At 63.3% G+C, this 16,040-nt stretch carries 13 protein-coding genes; 10 read left to right on the top strand and 3 right to left on the bottom strand.

What is annotated here, in order from left to right; translation table 11 throughout:
* Positions 1-4: 4 nt before the first annotated feature.
* Both BGK68_RS09365 and BGK68_RS09360 read right to left on the bottom strand, forming a co-directional pair.
* Positions 5-3,382, bottom strand: coding sequence for a transglutaminase family protein (locus tag BGK68_RS09365; RefSeq protein ID WP_075256874.1), 3,378 nt, complete (start codon positions 3,380-3,382; stop codon positions 5-7).
* Positions 3,383-3,576: 194 nt separating this feature from the next.
* Positions 3,577-4,803, bottom strand: a complete 1,227-nt coding sequence (locus tag BGK68_RS09360) for a polyhydroxyalkanoate depolymerase (protein ID WP_075256873.1) — start codon at positions 4,801-4,803, stop codon at positions 3,577-3,579.
* Between the two features lie 266 nt (positions 4,804-5,069).
* On the opposite strand from BGK68_RS09360, the gene BGK68_RS09355 reads away from it, so the two are divergent.
* The 5 genes from BGK68_RS09355 (at position 5,070) to BGK68_RS09335 (ending at position 9,983) form a co-directional block, all read left to right on the top strand.
* The gene (locus BGK68_RS09355) at positions 5,070-5,726 is read left to right on the top strand and encodes a glutathione S-transferase family protein (protein ID WP_013232675.1); all 657 of its coding nucleotides are present in this window, start codon (positions 5,070-5,072) and stop codon (positions 5,724-5,726) included.
* Positions 5,727-5,801: 75 nt separating this feature from the next.
* On the top strand, positions 5,802-6,245 hold the full coding sequence (locus tag BGK68_RS09350; RefSeq protein ID WP_013232674.1) for a cupin domain-containing protein: 444 nt from the start codon (positions 5,802-5,804) through the stop codon (positions 6,243-6,245).
* 257 nt (positions 6,246-6,502) lie between these two features.
* Complete coding sequence (locus BGK68_RS09345; protein WP_075256872.1) at positions 6,503-7,930, top strand: circularly permuted type 2 ATP-grasp protein; 1,428 nt, start codon at positions 6,503-6,505, stop codon at positions 7,928-7,930.
* Between the two features lies 1 nt (position 7,931).
* Positions 7,932-8,933 (top strand): alpha-E domain-containing protein, encoded by a 1,002-nt coding sequence (locus tag BGK68_RS09340; protein ID WP_075256871.1) that lies wholly within the window; start codon positions 7,932-7,934, stop codon positions 8,931-8,933.
* Between the two features lie 171 nt (positions 8,934-9,104).
* Positions 9,105-9,983: a peptidase gene (locus BGK68_RS09335; protein ID WP_075256870.1), complete on the top strand. Its 879-nt coding sequence runs from the start codon at positions 9,105-9,107 to the stop codon at positions 9,981-9,983.
* Between the two features lie 156 nt (positions 9,984-10,139).
* Here BGK68_RS09335 and purM read toward each other — a convergent pair whose 3' ends face one another.
* Positions 10,140-11,183 carry a phosphoribosylformylglycinamidine cyclo-ligase gene (purM, locus tag BGK68_RS09330; protein ID WP_013232670.1) on the bottom strand — a complete coding sequence of 348 codons (1,044 nt, stop codon included), beginning with the start codon at positions 11,181-11,183 and terminating at the stop codon, positions 10,140-10,142.
* Between the two features lie 103 nt (positions 11,184-11,286).
* Here purM and BGK68_RS09325 point away from each other — a divergent pair, with 103 nt between their 5' ends.
* From BGK68_RS09325 to folK, 5 genes are all read left to right on the top strand, one after another.
* The gene (locus BGK68_RS09325; protein ID WP_075256869.1) at positions 11,287-12,369 is read left to right on the top strand and encodes an AI-2E family transporter; all 1,083 of its coding nucleotides are present in this window, start codon (positions 11,287-11,289) and stop codon (positions 12,367-12,369) included.
* 123 nt (positions 12,370-12,492) lie between these two features.
* Positions 12,493-13,209: a DnaA regulatory inactivator Hda gene (hda, locus tag BGK68_RS09320; protein ID WP_075256868.1), complete on the top strand. Its 717-nt coding sequence runs from the start codon at positions 12,493-12,495 to the stop codon at positions 13,207-13,209.
* Positions 13,206-13,889 carry a histidinol-phosphatase gene (locus BGK68_RS09315; protein WP_075256867.1) on the top strand — a complete coding sequence of 228 codons (684 nt, stop codon included), beginning with the start codon at positions 13,206-13,208 and terminating at the stop codon, positions 13,887-13,889. Before hda ends, BGK68_RS09315 begins: the two co-directional genes overlap by 4 nt.
* Complete coding sequence (gene pcnB, locus BGK68_RS09310; RefSeq protein ID WP_075256866.1) at positions 13,886-15,493, top strand: polynucleotide adenylyltransferase PcnB; 1,608 nt, start codon at positions 13,886-13,888, stop codon at positions 15,491-15,493. Before BGK68_RS09315 ends, pcnB begins: the two co-directional genes overlap by 4 nt.
* Before the next feature lie 17 nt (positions 15,494-15,510).
* Positions 15,511-15,996, top strand: a complete 486-nt coding sequence (gene folK / locus BGK68_RS09305) for a 2-amino-4-hydroxy-6-hydroxymethyldihydropteridine diphosphokinase (protein WP_075259757.1) — start codon at positions 15,511-15,513, stop codon at positions 15,994-15,996.
* Positions 15,997-16,040 lie beyond the last annotated feature (44 nt).

Raw genomic sequence — 16,040 nt, 5'->3', positions numbered from 1 at the left:
AGTTTTAGAAGTAGCGTAAGTCTAACGTAAAAGGAAACTCGATAGACGCTCGCGCCGGCGCGACCTGCAATTTTCCCGGCGTATGGTTCATGCGGAAATAACGCGCCAGACGACGGCTTTCCGCCTCGAAGGCATTGACCGGGAAGGTCTCGTAATTGCGTCCGCCCGGATGCACCACGTGGTACTGGCAACCGCCGAGGCTGCGGCCATTCCAGGTGTCGACCAGGTCGAAGGTCAGCGGCGAATCCACCGGGATGGTGGGGTGCAGCGCCGACGGCGGCTGCCAGGCCCGGTAGCGCACGCCGGCCACGAACTGTCCGACCGTGCCGGTGGGCTGCAGCGGCACCGAGACACCGTTGCAGGTGAGCACGTAGCGGTCGGACGCCATGCCGCTGATCTTGACCTGCAGGCGTTCCAGCGACGAATCCACATAGCGCGCCGTGCCGCCGCCGCTGCTCTCTTCGCCCAGCACATGCCAGGGTTCCAGTGCAGTACGCAATTCGATCTGCATGCCCTTGACCGCATAGTCGCCGATCTTGGGGCAGCGGAATTCCATGTGCGGGGCGAACCACTCGGCACGCATGGGGTAGCCGGCCTCGTTCATGTCGGCCATCACATCGGCAAAATCCTGCTCGATGAAATGCGGCAGCAGGAAGCGGTCATGCAGCTCGGTCCCCCAACGCACCAGGCGCGCCGGCTTGTAGGGCTGCTTCCAGAACCGCGCCACCAGGCCGCGCAGCAGCAATTGCTGGGTCAGGCTCATGCGCGCATGGGGCGGCATCTCGAAGGCGCGCAGCTCCAGCAGGCCCAGGCGACCAGTGGCACTGTCGGGCGAATACATCTTGTCGATGCAGAACTCGGCGCGGTGGGTATTGCCGGTGACGTCGATCAAGAGATTACGTAACAATCGGTCAACCAGCCAGGGCGGGCAACCGCCACGGGCGACCTGCTTGTCCATCTCGCTGAAGGCCAGTTCGATTTCCACCGTCGAATCATTGCGCGCCTCATCGATGCGCGGCGCCTGCGAGGTCGGGCCGATGAACATGCCCGAGAACAGGTAGGACAGCGAAGGATGGTTGTGCCAATACGAGATCAGGCTGCGCAGCAGATCGGGACGGCGCAGGAAAGGCGAATCGCTGGTGGTGATGCCGCCCAGCACCATGTGGTTGCCGCCGCCGGTGCCGGAGTGATGACCATCGAGCATGAATTTCTCGGTGGTCAGGCGCGAGGCGCGCGCAGCGTCGTAGAGGTGCGTGGTCTGTTCGACCAGCTCGCTCCAGTTGTTGGCGGGCTGGATGTTGACTTCGATCACACCGGGGTCGGGCGTGACGCTGAACTTGCGCAGGCGCGGATCATGCGGCGGCTCATAGCCTTCCAGCAGCACCGGCTGTTTCAGTTCCTCGGCCACGGCCTCGATGGCGGCGACCAGTTCCAGGTAGTGTTCCAGTTGCGCCAAGGGCGGCATGAACAGGTAGAACACGCCATTGCGCACCTCGGCACTGAGTGCAGTGCGAGTCAGCCAGTTGGCCGATTCAAACGGCGCGGGCACAGGCTGGGTCGCGCTTGCCGCATTGGCACGGCTCATATCGGAAGCGGTGGCAGCGCTGGAAGCAGTGGCAGCCCTGCTGGCAGCCTTGCCCAGACCCGCCAAGGGTTCTTGCGGACTGCCCATCTGGCGGCGGATCTCGGCGCTGCCCGGCAAGGGGCGGAAGGCCTGGGTCGGATCGGCCGGATAGACGGCGGGATACTCGCCCTCCTTCACCCAGGGCAGCGAATCCAGCGGCAGGCGATAACCCAAGGGAGAATCACCGGGATAGAGGTAGCAGCGTTCGCTGCGCAGGAACCACGCACCGCTCTGCCAGCTCTGTCCATCATCGCTGCGCGCCAGCGGCAAGACGTGGCCCACCGCGCTTTGCAGGCCCTGCGTGAAGACCTTCATGAGGCGCTCGCGCTCCTGCTTGTCATCCACGCGCGAATCGAAGGGATCGACATTGCCCGGCAGGCGGCGTTCGCGCCACATGTAGTAGAACACGTCTTCATAGGCAGGGAAGACGTTCTTGCCATCCACCCGGAGACGCTGCGCCACGCGATGCAGGAAGTGGCTGGTGACGATCTTGTCGCTGACATTGGGACGGGTCTCGTCACCGATCAAGGCCGGATTGAGCCAGATCGGTTCGCCATCGCGCCGCCAATAGCAATTGAGCGCCCAGCGCGGCAGTTGCTCGCCCGGATACCACTTGCCCTGGCCGAAATGCGGCAGGCCCTGCGCGGCATACTTGTCGCGCATGCGGTGATAGAGCTCGGCGGCCAGCGGCTTCTTGGTCGGGCCCATGGCGGCGGTATTCCACTCGGGCTCGTCGGGATGATCCAGCGAGACGAAGGTCGGCTCACCGCCCATGGTCAGGCGTACGTCATTGGCTTGCAGGTCGGCATCGATGGCATGGCCCAGCTTTTCGATGTCGGCCCACTGTTCCTCGGTATAGGGCTTGGTCACGCGCGGCGCTTCCCAGATGCGCTTGACCGCCATCAGGTGCTCGAACTCCACTTCGCAAGGATCGACCAGGCCGCTGACCGGCGCGGCCGAGGCCGGCTCGGGCGTGCAGGACAAGGGAATGTGACCTTCGCCGGCAAACAGGCCCGAGGTCGGATCGAGTCCGACCCAGCCGGCGCCGGGCAGGTAGACCTCGCACCAGGCGTGCAGGTCGGTGAAGTCGGCTTCGGGGCCGGAAGGACCGTCCAGCGATTTCTGGTCGGCAGTCAACTGGATCAGGTAACCGGACACGAAGCGCGCCGCCAGCCCCAGGTGGCGCAGCAACTGCACCAGCAGCCAGGACGAGTCGCGGCAGGAACCGGATTTCAGTTCCAGCGTTTCTTCCGGCGTCTGCACGCCCGGCTCCATGCGGATGGTATAGCCGATGTGATTGGCCAGCTTCTGGTTCAGCGCCACCAGGAAGTTGGCGCTGCCGACCTTCTCGCGCGGGATGCTCTTGAGGAACGCTGCGAACAGCGGCGACAGCGGCAGCTTCTGCCGGTAGGGCATCAGTTCATTCTGCAGGTCCTTGGCGTACTCGAAGGGGAACTCCTCGGCATAGGGTTCGAGGAAGAAATCGAAGGGATTGATGACCGACATCTCGGCCACCAGATCGACCTCGATCTTGAATTCGGTGGTCTTCTCGGGAAACACCAGGCGCGCCAGGTAATTGGATTCCGGGTCCTGCTGCCAGTTGATGAAATGCGGCTCCGGCAGCACCCGCAGCGAATAGCTCAGGATGCGCGTGCGGCTGTGCGGCGCGGGACGCAAGCGGATGACTTGCGGCCCCAGGTTGATGGCGCGGTCGTACTTGTAAGAAGTGACATGGTTCAGGGCCACGTGGATCGACATGGAATTCCTTTACGACAAGCAAATGGTCAAGCCTGGTGGCTCGTATTATGGGTCACATGCAGGCAACACATGCATACCTGTTTTTTCTTACCGCCTTGTTACCTCGTTGGTTACCTTGTTACTTTCGTGATCGACCGTAGTCCTCACTGGATTTTGTTAGTTTTCGAAAAGCGCCGGGCGCATGCTTGCTGGCCTTACCTGTGATGCATATTAATGAAATCCCGCAGGCGCGGGTAGATTTCATTGTCCCAGCGGCGGCCATTGAAGACACCGTAATGGCCCACCGCCGTCTGAACATGGTGCAGGCGCATATAGGGCCGGATGCCGCTGCACAGTTCCTGTGCGGCCAAGGTCTGGCCGACGGCGCAGATGTCATCCTTCTCGCCTTCGATGGTAAAGAGCGCCGTACGGCGGATCGCGCGCGGCTCCACCGGCCGTCCTGCATAGCTCAGCTTGCCCAGCGGCAAGGCGTGTTCCTGGAAGACCGTACGCACGGTTTCCAGATAGAACTCGGCTGGCAGGTCGGCCATGGCGAAATATTCTTCGTAGAAGTCCTTGATCTGGTCCGCCCGGGCGTGCTCACCATCGACCAGATGGTGGTAGAGCTTGCCGAAGGCCTCGACATGGCGACTCAGGTTCATGTTCATGAACGCCGCCAGCTGCACAAAGCCCGGATAGACCCGCCGCCCCGCACCGGCGTGGCGGGCCGGCACGGTGCTGATCATGTTCTTTTCGAACCAGGCGATGGGCTTGCTCTTGGCCAGGGCGTTGACAGCGGTGGGATTGACGCGGGTATCGATCGGCCCGGCCATCAGCGTCATGCTGCGCGGCTGGGCCGGATGCCCGTCGGCCGCCATCACGGCAGCCGCGGTCAGCGCCGCGACCGTGGGCTGGCACACCGCCAGCAGATGGGCGCCGGGGCCGAGCACGCCGAGGAAGTCGATGATGTGGCTGACATACTCGTCCAGGCCGAAGCGGCCATGGGCGGTAGCCACATCACGCGCATTGCGCCAGTCGGTGATGTAGACGTCGTGGTCGCGCAGCAAGGTCCTGACGGTGCCGCGCAGGAGGGTGGCGAAGTGCCCTGACATGGGCGCCACCACCAGCACCTTGGGCTGGACGGTGGCGCTGTCCTTGCGGAAATGCAGCAGGCCGCAGAAGGGCGTGGCGTGGATTTCCTCTTCATGCACCGAAATCGTGCGCCCCTCCTCTTCCACGGTCGCGATGCCGAATGGCGGACGCGCATGGGTGAGCTGGGTGCGCGCAAAGACCTCGCAGGCCGAGGCCATCTTGCGCCAATAGGGATGCACTGGCATCCCCGGCCAGGTTGCGCCCAGCGCCTGCGCCATCATCCGGGCGCAAGCCCGCAGCGGATCGGTGGCATCGGCGTAGTTCTGGTAGAGCTGATAGGTAGGGATCATGGGAACGCCGCCTCTGGATGGTCTTTTCGCCTGTCGATCGTCCTGTCGAGGATGCAATTGTCGTGCCACGGAATCGCCCGCCTTGCCGCCCGCGGCGGCAGACCCGCTCTTCCCGCGAGCTGGCACAAGCTTTGCAAGCAAGCAGACAGAGGCCCGCAACGTGGCCTGGCCCGCACCGATGCGCAGACGGGGCGGGCAACGTGACACCGCCGCGCAAGCGGTAGCGCGCCCAAAGTCAACCTGCACAAAACAGATAAAGGACTGACATGCCTAAGACGACTTTGCGCATCACCAGCAAGAACTACTCTTCATGGTCCCTGCGCGGCTGGCTCATGGCCAGGTTCGCCGGGCTCTCCTTCGAGGAAGACATCGTGCCGCCGGACGATCCGTCGGCGCGGGCAGAGATCCTGCTGCTGTCTTCTTCCATCCTGGTGCCCAGCCTCCACCATGGCGACGTACTGGTATGGGATACGCTGGCCATTGCCGAATATCTCAATGAAATCCGCCCCGCCGCCAAGCTGCTGCCGGCCGACCTGGCCGCCCGCGCGCACTGCCGCTCGGTGTGCGGCGAAATGCATTCGGGTTTCTCGGCCCTGCGCGCGGCGCTGCCGATGAATCTCAAGGGCCACTTCCCCAACTTCAAGGTGTGGTCGCGCGCCGAGGCCGACATCGTGCGCATCACCACGATCTGGAAGGAATGCCTGGCCAAGTACGGCGGCCCCTTCCTGTTCGGCGAACAGCGCACCGTGGCCGATGCCATGTATGCCCCGGTGGTGACCCGATTCATGACCTATGACGTCAAGCTCGACCCGATCTGCACCGCCTACGCCAAGCGCATCATGGCCATGCCGGAGATGCAGGAGTGGATCACGGCGGCCAAGAAGGAACCGGAGGACATCGACGAACTGGACGTGGAATTCTAGGGCGCAGCACCAGGAAGGATCGCGCCCGTTTTTGTCGCAGGCCCATGGCGGGAGACCGCAGAAAGGACGGATGTGATGAATACCGTAGCGGAAGCAAGCGTATTGGCGCAGAACACCTTCTCGCATGTGAGCGAGGGCGACACGCCCTATGAAACGGGCGGTCTGCGCGATTTCTTCCTGTATCGCGACCTGGGCATTGCGGCCGCCACCGGTGGCCAGGTGGTGGCGCAACTGGTCAAGGCCAACACCGCGCCGCAGGCCGGCACCGGCTGGCATCGGCATGAGGCCAACTTCCACATCGTCATCATGTTAAAGGGCTGGGCCCGCTTCATGTACGAGACCGAGGTCACGCTAGTCAAGGCAGGCGATTGCGTCCACCAGCGGCCCGGCATCGTGCACTTCCTGTTCGACTATTCGCCCGACATGGAGTATCTCGAAATCGTTAGTCCGGCCGACTTCAAGACCATCGCCATGCCGGCCCCCTGCGAGGTTCCAGCACCCACGCCTTGGAATAACTGAAGCCGCAGCGGGTCTGCCTTTCATGGGGGCAGGCCTGCGTCGGCGAGGACAAAAGCATGCAATTTTCCTCTGTCAAAAATTTCAAGCCTCTGTTAGGCTTTCTTCATGCACGCTGGCTCTGGCGTGCAGCGGCAGTCCCTTAGCGCCATCGCATCACGCTGCAGTCACGCTGTAGTTTTGCCGTACCCATCGCCTCTGTTTTCGTTACAACCTACTTAGAAAGATTCCCGCTCCCCACGGGAACGCGAAGCAAACCTATGGCACATTTTTTCGATGAGATGTATTCAGGAGAGAGCCGCGGCAATGAGGCCCAGGTGCGCCAGCACTACGCCGAATTCGCCAACTGGCTGTCCGCGCAATCGGCGGAGACCATCGCCCGCAAACGTGCCGAGTCCGACCTGATCTTCCGCCGCGTCGGCATTACCTTCGCGGTCTATGGCAACGATGCCGGCACCGAGCGCCTGATCCCCTTCGACATCATTCCGCGCATCATCCACAAGGCCGAATGGGCCAGGCTGGAAGCCGGACTGGTCCAGCGCGTGCGGGCGCTGAACATGTTCATCCACGACATCTACCACGAGCAGAAGATCGTCAAGGCCGGCATCATCCCGCCCGAGCAGATCTTCCAGAACGCGCAATACCGGCGCGAGATGCAGGATGTGAACGTGGTCAACGACATCTACGCCCACATCGCCGGGGTCGATATCGTGCGCGCCGGCGAGGGTGAGTTCTACGTGCTGGAAGACAACCTGCGCGTGCCCTCCGGCGTCTCCTACATGCTGGAGAACCGCAAGATGATGATGCGGCTCTTTCCCGATCTCTTCACGCGCCACAAGATCGCTCCCGTCGATCATTACCCCGACCTGCTGCTGGACAACCTGCGCTCGGTGGCGCCGGCCGGCGTGACCGATCCGACCGTGGTGGTGATGACGCCGGGCATGTACAACTCGGCCTATTTCGAACATGCCTTCCTGGCCCAGCAGATGGGCGTGGAGCTGGTCGAGGGGCAGGACCTGTTCGTCAAGGACAACGTGGTCTACATGCGCACCACGCGCGGCCCCAAGCGGGTCGACGTGATCTATCGCCGCATCGATGACGACTTCCTCGATCCGCTGGCCTTCCGTCCCGATTCCGCCCTGGGTGTGCCGGGCCTGTTGCAGGCCTACCGCGCCGGCAAGGTGACGCTGACCAATGCGATCGGCACCGGTGTGGCCGACGACAAGTCGATCTATCCCTATGTGCCGGACATGGTGCGCTTCTACCTGTCCGAAGATCCTATCCTCAACAACGTGCCGACCTACCAGTGCCGCAAGAAGGAGGATCTCTCCTACACCCTGGCCAACCTGGAAAAGCTGGTGGTCAAGGAAGTGCACGGCGCCGGCGGCTACGGCATGCTAGTCGGCCCGGCCTCGACCAAACAGGAGATCGAGGACTTCCGCGCGCGCATCATCGCCAAGCCTGATGGCTACATTGCCCAGCCCACGCTGGCCCTGTCGGTCTGCCCGACCTATGTCGAATCGGGCATCGCGCCGCGCCACCTCGATCTGCGTCCCTTCGTCTTGTCGGGCAAGCAGATCACCATGGTCAAGGGCGGACTCACGCGCGTGGCCCTGAAGGAAGGCTCGCTGGTGGTGAACTCGTCGCAGGGCGGCGGCACCAAGGACACCTGGATTCTGGAGAAATAAGATGCTCAGCCGTACCGCCGATCACCTCTTCTGGATGGCCCGCTACACCGAGCGCGCCGAAAACACCGCCCGCATGCTCGACGTGCATGTGCAGACCGCCTTGCTGCCGCAATCCACCGACGACGCCGAGCAGGGCTGGCGCGCCGTGCTGGGCATTTCGGAACTGCTCTATGGCTACAACCAGAAATACGACAAGCTCACGCAGAAGGATGTCATCGACTTCATGGTGCGCGATCCCAACAACCCGTCGTCGATCGCCTCCTGCCTGCGCCAGGCCCGCGAGAATGCGCGCGCCGTGCGCGGTGCGCTGACCACCGAAGCCTGGGAAATCCAGAACGCCACCTGGATCAAGATGCAGTCCTACCTGCAGACCAATGCGCTGGAGCAGAATCCGAGCGACTTCTTCGAATGGGTCAAGCATCGTTCGCATCTCTCGCGGGGCGTGACCATCGGCACCATGCTGGAGGACGAGGCCTTCCACTTCATCCGCCTGGGGACCTTCCTGGAGCGGGCCGACAACACGGCGCGCATCATCGACGTCAAGTTCCACGGCGCCAAGGAGACGCAGTCGCACAAGCAGGGCCAGTCACAGTCACAGTCGCAATCGCAGAGCCAGGGCACTGCGCAAGAAGCCAGCCAGCTCGACTTCTATTACTGGGCCGCGATCCTGCGTTCGGTGTCGGGCTTCGAGATCTACCGCAAGGTCTATCGCGACGTCATCACCCCCGAACGCGTGGCCGAGCTGCTGATCCTGCGCGCGGACATGCCGCGCTCGCTGTTGGCCTGCATGGGCAATGTGATCTCCAACCTGCACCATGTGCGCAACGATGTCTCGGCCGACACCGAGCGCTTTGCCGGCAAGCTGCATGCGGACCTGAAATTCGCCCGCATCGAGGAAATCCTGGAAGCCGGCCTGCACGATACGCTCACCGAATTCCTGGAGCGCATCTTCGAGCTGGGCAATCGAATCAGCCGTGATTTTCTTGTTCCTTTGGCAGCATAGGCAGTCCCGGCTGTGCTTCCATGGAAATAAAGGAGCACAGCCGCTGTCATCTTTTCTGGAAACAGGCCGTTACTGTAGGTACGTCACGACAGATGCCCCCGGCGCGCACGCTTGTGCACCGGGCCTTACGGTAAAATCCGGCTTTCCGTTTCCAAGTATCAAGATTCCATCATGACCTACTGCGTAGCCATGCGCCTCAACAGCGGCCTGGTGTTTCTGTCCGATTCGCGCACCAATGCGGGTGTTGACCATATCGGCACCTTCCGCAAGATGAGTGTTTACGAGAATCCGGGCGACCGCGTGATGGTCATGATGACCGCCGGCAACCTGTCGATTTCGCAATCGATCCGCCAGATGCTGACCGAGCGCACCAATGCCGAGGGACGCAGCATCTGGACAGTCACGTCCATGTACGAAGCCGCGCAGATCCTGGGCGACGCCATCCGCGCCGTGCATGACCGTGAAGCGGCCGAGCTGAGCAAGTTCGGCATCGACTTCAACGTCAGCATCATCTTCGGCGGGCAGATCCGGGGCGAGCGCTGCCGCCTGTTCCAGATGTATTCGGCGGGCAACTTCATCGAATCGCACGACGAAAATACCTACTTCCAGATTGGCGAATCCAAGTACGGCAAGCCCATCATCGACCGCGTTGTCGCCCCGCAGACCTCGCTGGACGAGGCCGCCAAGTGCGCCCTGATCTCGATGGATTCGACGCTGAAGTCCAATATCTCGGTGGGCCTGCCGCTGGACCTGCTGGTCTACCAGAGCGAAGACCTGGCCGTGACCCGCTTCGTCACCATCGACGAGCAGAACCAGTATTTCCAGATGATCCGCCGCAGCTGGGGATCGCAGTTGAAGCGCGTCTTCGAAGCCATCGACGACCCGGTCTGGGATGCGCCGCCGGAAGATACGCAGAACGTCCTCTCCAGCGTCGGCGACATCAGCGAGCCGGTACGCGTGCCGCCGCCCAATGGCGTGGCGCGTGGCCTGCAGGCCGCGCCGCGACAGATCTTGGCTGAACAGGATGGGGATGTCGGGCAGGCAAGCTGAACTGTTAGATTTTTCCTTTTGGAAACTTAGTCTTTGTTTTAACAAAACTAAGTTTTCATTTGACAGGAAATTCCCTCCCAGAAATAAAAAAGGCTGCATTCCAGGGAATGCAGCCTTTTTACTTTATAAATCGTTAAAACGATTTACAGGGATCGATCAGCGCACGATGGTCTGTGCTTCGCCCTCGGCACGCGCGCGGATGGCGCCGATGCGGTAGACGGTCTCGCCAGCCGCCTTCAGATGCGCTTCGGCAGCGTCGGCGTTTTCCTTGGAGACGATCACGGTCATGCCGATGCCGCAGTTGAAGACGCGGTGCATCTCGGCGTCAGCCACGCCGCCGTGCTGCTGCAGCCAGGTGAACAGCGGTGGCATGGTCCAGGACTTGGCGTCCAGCTCGGCGGTCAGGTGATCCTGCAGCACGCGCGGGATGTTCTCGACCAGGCCGCCACCGGTGATGTGGACCATGCCCTTGACTTCCAGCTTTTCCATCAGCGACAGCAGCGGCTTGACGTAGATGCGGGTCGGAGCCATGAGCACATCGGCCAGCTTGCGGCCGTGGAAGTCGGCTTCCAGGTCGGGCTTGGCCACGTCCAGGATCTTGCGCACCAGCGAATAACCGTTGGAGTGCGCGCCCGAGGAGGCCAGGCCCAGCACCACGTCACCCGGGGCGATCTTGGTGCCGTCGATGATCTTGGACTTTTCCACTGCGCCGACGGCAAAACCGGCCAGGTCGTATTCACCGTCCGGGTACATGCTGGGCATTTCAGCGGTTTCACCGCCGATCAGGGCGCAGCCGGCCTGTTCGCAACCGGCGGCGATGCCCTTGATGACGTCGGTGGCCGAGGGCACGTCGAGCTTGCCGCAGGCAAAGTAATCGAGGAAGAACAGCGGCTCGGCGCCCTGCACCAGAATGTCGTTGACGCTCATGGCCACCAGGTCGATACCGACCGTATCGTGACGGTTGAGGTGGAAGGCCAGCTTCAGCTTGGTGCCCACGCCGTCGGTGCCGGACACCAGCACCGGCTCCTTGTACTTCTTGCTGATCTCGAACAAGGCGCCGAAACCGCCAATGCCGCCCAGCACGCCTTCGCGGGTGGTGCGCTTGGCGAAAGGCTTGATCGCTTCGACCAAGGCGTCACCGGCATCGATATCGACGCCAGCGTCACGGTAGGAGAGGGAGACATTGGAAGGTGAAGTCATGATGAAATTGCCAGTGAAGACGGTAAAATAGGGGGATTGCAGGGTGCGATCGCCCTGCCAAGCCGTGATTTTAACAAAACCGACACTCCCGAACTCCGATTCCATGCCTTTTTCTTTGTCCGAAGAGCAAAAACAGAACCTGGCTTGGCTCATTGTCGGTTTTTTGCTATTGGCGCTGCTGATCGCCCTGGGGCCCATGCTCTCCCCCTTCGTCGCCGCCGGCATCATCGGCTACGCCTTGAATCCGGGCGTGGACTGGATCGCCAGCCGCCGCCTGGGGCCGGTTCGGGTGCCGCGTTTCGTGGCTGTGACCATCATGGTGCTGCTGCTGATCCTGGCGGGCCTGGCGCTGGTGCTCATCGTGGTGCCGCTGGTGCTGCGCCAGATCCCGCTGCTGCAGGCCCAGGTGCCGCCGCTGCTGGACAAGTTGAACGCCTTCGTCTCGCCGCGCCTGCACCAGTTGGGCATCGACGTGCGCCTGGACCTGGCCGGCATCAAGTCCCTGCTCACGCAGCAGATCAGCACCAGCAGCGATGAAGTCTGGACCTCGGTGCTGGCCTCGGCCAAGGTGGGCGGCACGGCGCTGTTGACCTGGCTGGCCAATCTGCTGTTCGTGCCGATGGTGCTGTTCTACCTGTTGCAGGATTGGCATCAGTTCATCAAGCGCATGCAGATCCTGATCCCGCGCCGTTGGGCTGGCCGCATCAATACCATGGCTGCCGAGGTCGATGGCCTGCTGGGACAGTACCTGCGCGGCCAATTGCTGGTGATGCTGGTGCTGGCGGTCTATTATTCGGTTGCGCTGACCGCTGCCGGCTTCGACAGCGCGCTGCCGGTGGGTGTGCTCACCGGCCTGCTGGTCTTCATCCCCTATGTCGGTTTCGGCCTGGGGCTGGTGCTGGCGATCCTGGCGGCGATCCTGCAGTTCGATGGCGCCATCGGACTGTTGTGGGTGGCCCTGATTTATGGCGTGGGACAGGTGCTGGAAAGCTTCATCCTCACGCCCAAGCTGGTGGGCGAGCGGATCGGCTTGCACCCGCTGGTGGTGATATTCGCCCTGCTGGCCTTTGGCCAGCTGTTCGGCTTTGTCGGCGTGCTGCTGGCGCTGCCGGCCTCGGCCATCGTCTCGGTGATCGCGCTGCATGTGCGACGCGAATACCTGGCCAGCAATTTTTACAACCGTTGAACCATGTATGATCCAACCCAGCCTCCCTGCCATTGCAGGAAGCTGCGCAGGCTCGGGCGCTTGGCGCCGTCCTGCATTAACTGGCCGCAAGCTGCTTGCGGCCTTCGTAGCTGATACACGCCGATGAAACAGATTCCGCTCGACCTGAGCGCGGACCAGCCGCAGAGCTTTGACAGCTTCGTGACCGGCCGCAATGCAGAACTGCTGGAGCGCTTGAAGCTGCTGGCCACGGCCGGCGTGGACCAGTCCACCCAGACCGGCAGCGCCAGCACCGACCGCTTCCTCTACCTCTGGGCCGAAGCCGGCGCAGGCAAGACCCACCTGCTGCAAGCCCTGGCCAGCAGCGTCGCACAGGAAGGCCACCAGGCCCGCCTGATCCGCGCCGATTCGCCAGACTCAGCCTTCGACTACAGCCCGCAGATCACCCATTACCTGCTCGATGATGTCGATCAGTTGTTCGAGGAGCAACAGATAGCCGCCTTCAACCTGTTCAACCAGATCCGCGAACAGGGCGGCTGGATGGTCTGCTCCGGCACCCTGCCGCCGACCCGGCTGGAGCTGCGCGAAGACCTGCGCACCCGGCTGGGCTGGGGCCTGATCTACCAGGTGCATGATCTCTCGGACGACGAGAAGATTGCCGCCCTCTTGCAGATCACGCTGGACCGCGGCCTGGAGATCCCCCCCGCCGTAATGATGTACATGCTCACCCACTACCGCCGCGACATGCCCTCGCTGTCGCGCATGCTCGACGCGCTGGACCGCTACTCGCTGGCCACCAAGCGCGCCATCACCCTGCCTTTGCTGCGCGAACTGTTACAACAGGAATCCGGAGAACAATGAACCTCGCCCTTTTCGATCTCGACCACACCCTGCTGCCGCTCGACTCCGACCACGAGTGGGGTGAATTCATGGCGCGCATCGGCGCCGTGGATGCCGACAGCTTCCGCAAGGCCAATGACCAATGGTTCGCCCATTACCAGAATGGCACGCTGGACCCGGTGGCCTACCTGGAATTCGCGCTGGGCAACCTGGCGCGCTTTTCGCGCGAGCAGCTCGATGAGATGCACCTGCAATTCATGGACGAAGTGGTCAAGCCCGCCATCCTGCCGCAAGCCGTGGCGCTGGTGAAGCAGCACCTGGACGCCGGCAACCTGGTGGCCATCGTCACCGCCACCAACCACTTCGTGACCAAGCCCATCGCCTCGCACTTCGGCGTGGAACACCTGATCGCCGCCATGCCGGCGCTGGACGCCCAAGGCAACCTCACCGGCAAGCTCGACGGCACGCCGACCTTCGGCCCCGGCAAGATCGTCCATACCGAAGCCTGGCTGGACCGCCTGGGCCACGCCCTCGACAAGTTCGAACGCAGCTACTTCTACAGCGATTCGCAGAACGACATTCCGCTGTTGGAACGCGTGACCGATCCCATTGCCACCAACCCCAACGACAAGCTGCTGGCGCATGCCCAGGCGCGCGGCTGGCCGGTGCTGAACCTCTTTGCCGACGGCCACGCGCAATGATCAAGAAACTGATTCGCTCCATCCTGGGCCGAGGCAAGACGGCCGCAGCAGCAGCCAGCGCCGAGACCCCCGCGCCCGCCAGGAAGACCCGCGCCAAGGCCGGCGCAGACGGCAAGATCGAGCCCGATGTGCTGGGCCCCAAGGAACATGGCATCGATCCCAGCCTGGTCTCGCCCAATGCCGTGCGGGTCACGCAAACCCTGCAGGAAGCCGGCTACAAGGCCTTCATCGTCGGCGGCGCGGTGCGCGACCTGCTGCTGGGGATCAAGCCCAAGGACTTCGACGTGGCCACCAACGCCACGCCGGAACAGGTCAAGCAACTGTTCCGCCGCGCCTTCATCATCGGCCGCCGCTTCCAGATCGTGCATGTGATGTTCGGCCAGGAACTCATCGAGGTCACCACCTTCCGCGGCGCCTCCGCCGAAGCCGCGCCCAAGGATGAACATGGCCGCGTGCTGCGCGACAACACCTTCGGCGAGCAGCACGAAGACGCCACCCGGCGCGACTTCACCATCAACGCGATGTACTACGATCCGGCCAGCCAGGCCGTGCTGGACTACCACGGCGGCATCGCCGACATCCGCGACAAGAAGCTGCGCATCATCGGCGAACCCGAGGCGCGCTACCGCGAAGATCCGGTGCGCATGCTGCGCGTGGTGCGCTTTGCGGCCAAGCTCAAGTTCACCATCGACCCGGCCAGCAGCGCGCCCATCCGCGTGATGGCCCCGCTGATCGACAACGTGCCGGCCGCGCGCGTGTTCGATGAGATGTTGAAGCTGCTCATGAGCGGCCACGCCCTGGCCTGCCTGCAGCAGCTGCGCAAGGAAGGTCTGCATCATGGCCTCTTGCCGCTGCTGGACGTGGTGCTGGAACAGCCGCTGGGCGAGAAGTTCGTCACCCTGGCGCTGGCCGATACCGATGCCCGCGTCAAGCAGGGCAAGGGTGTCTCGCCGGGCTTCCTGTTCGCTTCGCTGCTGTGGCACCAGGTGCTGGAGAAGTGGCGCGCCTACCAGGCGGCCGGCGAATATCCCATTCCCGCGCTGCACCTGGCGGCCGACGATGTGCTGGACGCCCAGACCGAAAAGCTGGCCCTGCAGCGCAAGATCGCCTCCGACATGCGCGACATCTGGGCCATGCAACCGCGCTTCGAACGCCGCGTGGGCAAGGCGCCCTACAAGCTGCTGGAACACCTGCGCCTGCGCGCCGGCTTCGATTTCCTGCTGCTGCGCTGCCAGTCCGGCGAACTCGATGCGGAGCTGGGCGAATGGTGGGAAGCCTTCATCGCCGGCACCAGCGCGGAACGCGAAGAACTGATCGCCCGCAAGCCCGCCGATCCAGCTAGCGCCCCTGGCGGCCCGAAGAAACGCAAGCGTCGCGGCGGACGCACCCGCAGCCGTAGCGGCGGCGAAGCTGGCTTCAATGACAGCGCACCAGCCGGCGATGTGGCCCCTGCCCCAGCAGAGGCCCCGGCCCGTGCAGAAACCGCAGCGGCCGACGCCGATAGCGGCGCGGCGCCCGCACCCAAGCGCCGTCGCCGTCGCCGCAGCACCGGCGGTGCCGAGGGCGCAGGCGGTGATACGGGCGCTGCCAACGGCAGCGACTGAGGCTGAGGCTTAGGATGATGGAACCCGCTTCCACGCTGGCCTGGATCGGTATCGGCGGCAACCTGGGTGACGCCCGCGCCACCGTCGAAGCGGCCATTGCGCGGCTGGCGGCGCTGCCGCAGACGCAGCTGCTGCGCAGCTCCTCGCTGTATCGCACCGCGCCCATCGATTCCAGTGGTGACGATTACGTCAATGCCGTAGCGCTGCTGAGCACCACCCTGCCGGCGCTGGACTTGCTGCATGCCTTGCAGGCCATCGAATTGCAGCACGGGCGTGAGCGCCCCTATCGCAATGCGCCGCGTACGCTGGATCTGGATGTGCTGATGTATGGCGAGGCCCGCATCGCGGACGAGGAATTGACGGTGCCGCATCCGCGCATGGCGCAACGCGCCTTCGTGCTGGCCCCCTTGCTGGAAATCGACGAGAACGCAGTGATACCGGGCGTGGGCGCAGCGCGGCCCTTGCTGGATGCGATCACGGACCAGCCCATCAGCAGGATCTGATCCGTAAAAAACAAGGGCGGCAACGCCGCCCTCCTCCACCCGTC

Source organism: Herbaspirillum camelliae (genome assembly GCF_001929405.1).
GTDB classification, from domain to species: Bacteria; Pseudomonadota; Gammaproteobacteria; order Burkholderiales; family Burkholderiaceae_D; genus Herbaspirillum; species Herbaspirillum seropedicae.
Note: the sequence above shows the minus strand (reverse complement) of the source record. Positions and strands in the feature narration are given on the sequence as shown.

Coding starts and splice junctions, on each gene's coding strand:
- BGK68_RS09350 (WP_013232674.1), top strand. CDS start 5,802: ATGAATACCGTAGCGGAAGCAAGCGTATTGGCGCAGAACACCTTCTCG.
- hda (WP_075256868.1), top strand. CDS start 12,493: ATGAAACAGATTCCGCTCGACCTGAGCGCGGACCAGCCGCAGAGCTTT.
- BGK68_RS09355 (WP_013232675.1), top strand. CDS start 5,070: ATGCCTAAGACGACTTTGCGCATCACCAGCAAGAACTACTCTTCATGG.
- BGK68_RS09345 (WP_075256872.1), top strand. CDS start 6,503: ATGGCACATTTTTTCGATGAGATGTATTCAGGAGAGAGCCGCGGCAAT.
- BGK68_RS09365 (WP_075256874.1), bottom strand. CDS start 3,382: ATGTCGATCCACGTGGCCCTGAACCATGTCACTTCTTACAAGTACGAC.
- folK (WP_075259757.1), top strand. CDS start 15,511: ATGGAACCCGCTTCCACGCTGGCCTGGATCGGTATCGGCGGCAACCTG.
- purM (WP_013232670.1), bottom strand. CDS start 11,183: ATGACTTCACCTTCCAATGTCTCCCTCTCCTACCGTGACGCTGGCGTC.
- BGK68_RS09340 (WP_075256871.1), top strand. CDS start 7,932: ATGCTCAGCCGTACCGCCGATCACCTCTTCTGGATGGCCCGCTACACC.
- BGK68_RS09335 (WP_075256870.1), top strand. CDS start 9,105: ATGACCTACTGCGTAGCCATGCGCCTCAACAGCGGCCTGGTGTTTCTG.
- BGK68_RS09360 (WP_075256873.1), bottom strand. CDS start 4,803: ATGATCCCTACCTATCAGCTCTACCAGAACTACGCCGATGCCACCGAT.
- BGK68_RS09325 (WP_075256869.1), top strand. CDS start 11,287: ATGCCTTTTTCTTTGTCCGAAGAGCAAAAACAGAACCTGGCTTGGCTC.
- BGK68_RS09315 (WP_075256867.1), top strand. CDS start 13,206: ATGAACCTCGCCCTTTTCGATCTCGACCACACCCTGCTGCCGCTCGAC.
- pcnB (WP_075256866.1), top strand. CDS start 13,886: ATGATCAAGAAACTGATTCGCTCCATCCTGGGCCGAGGCAAGACGGCC.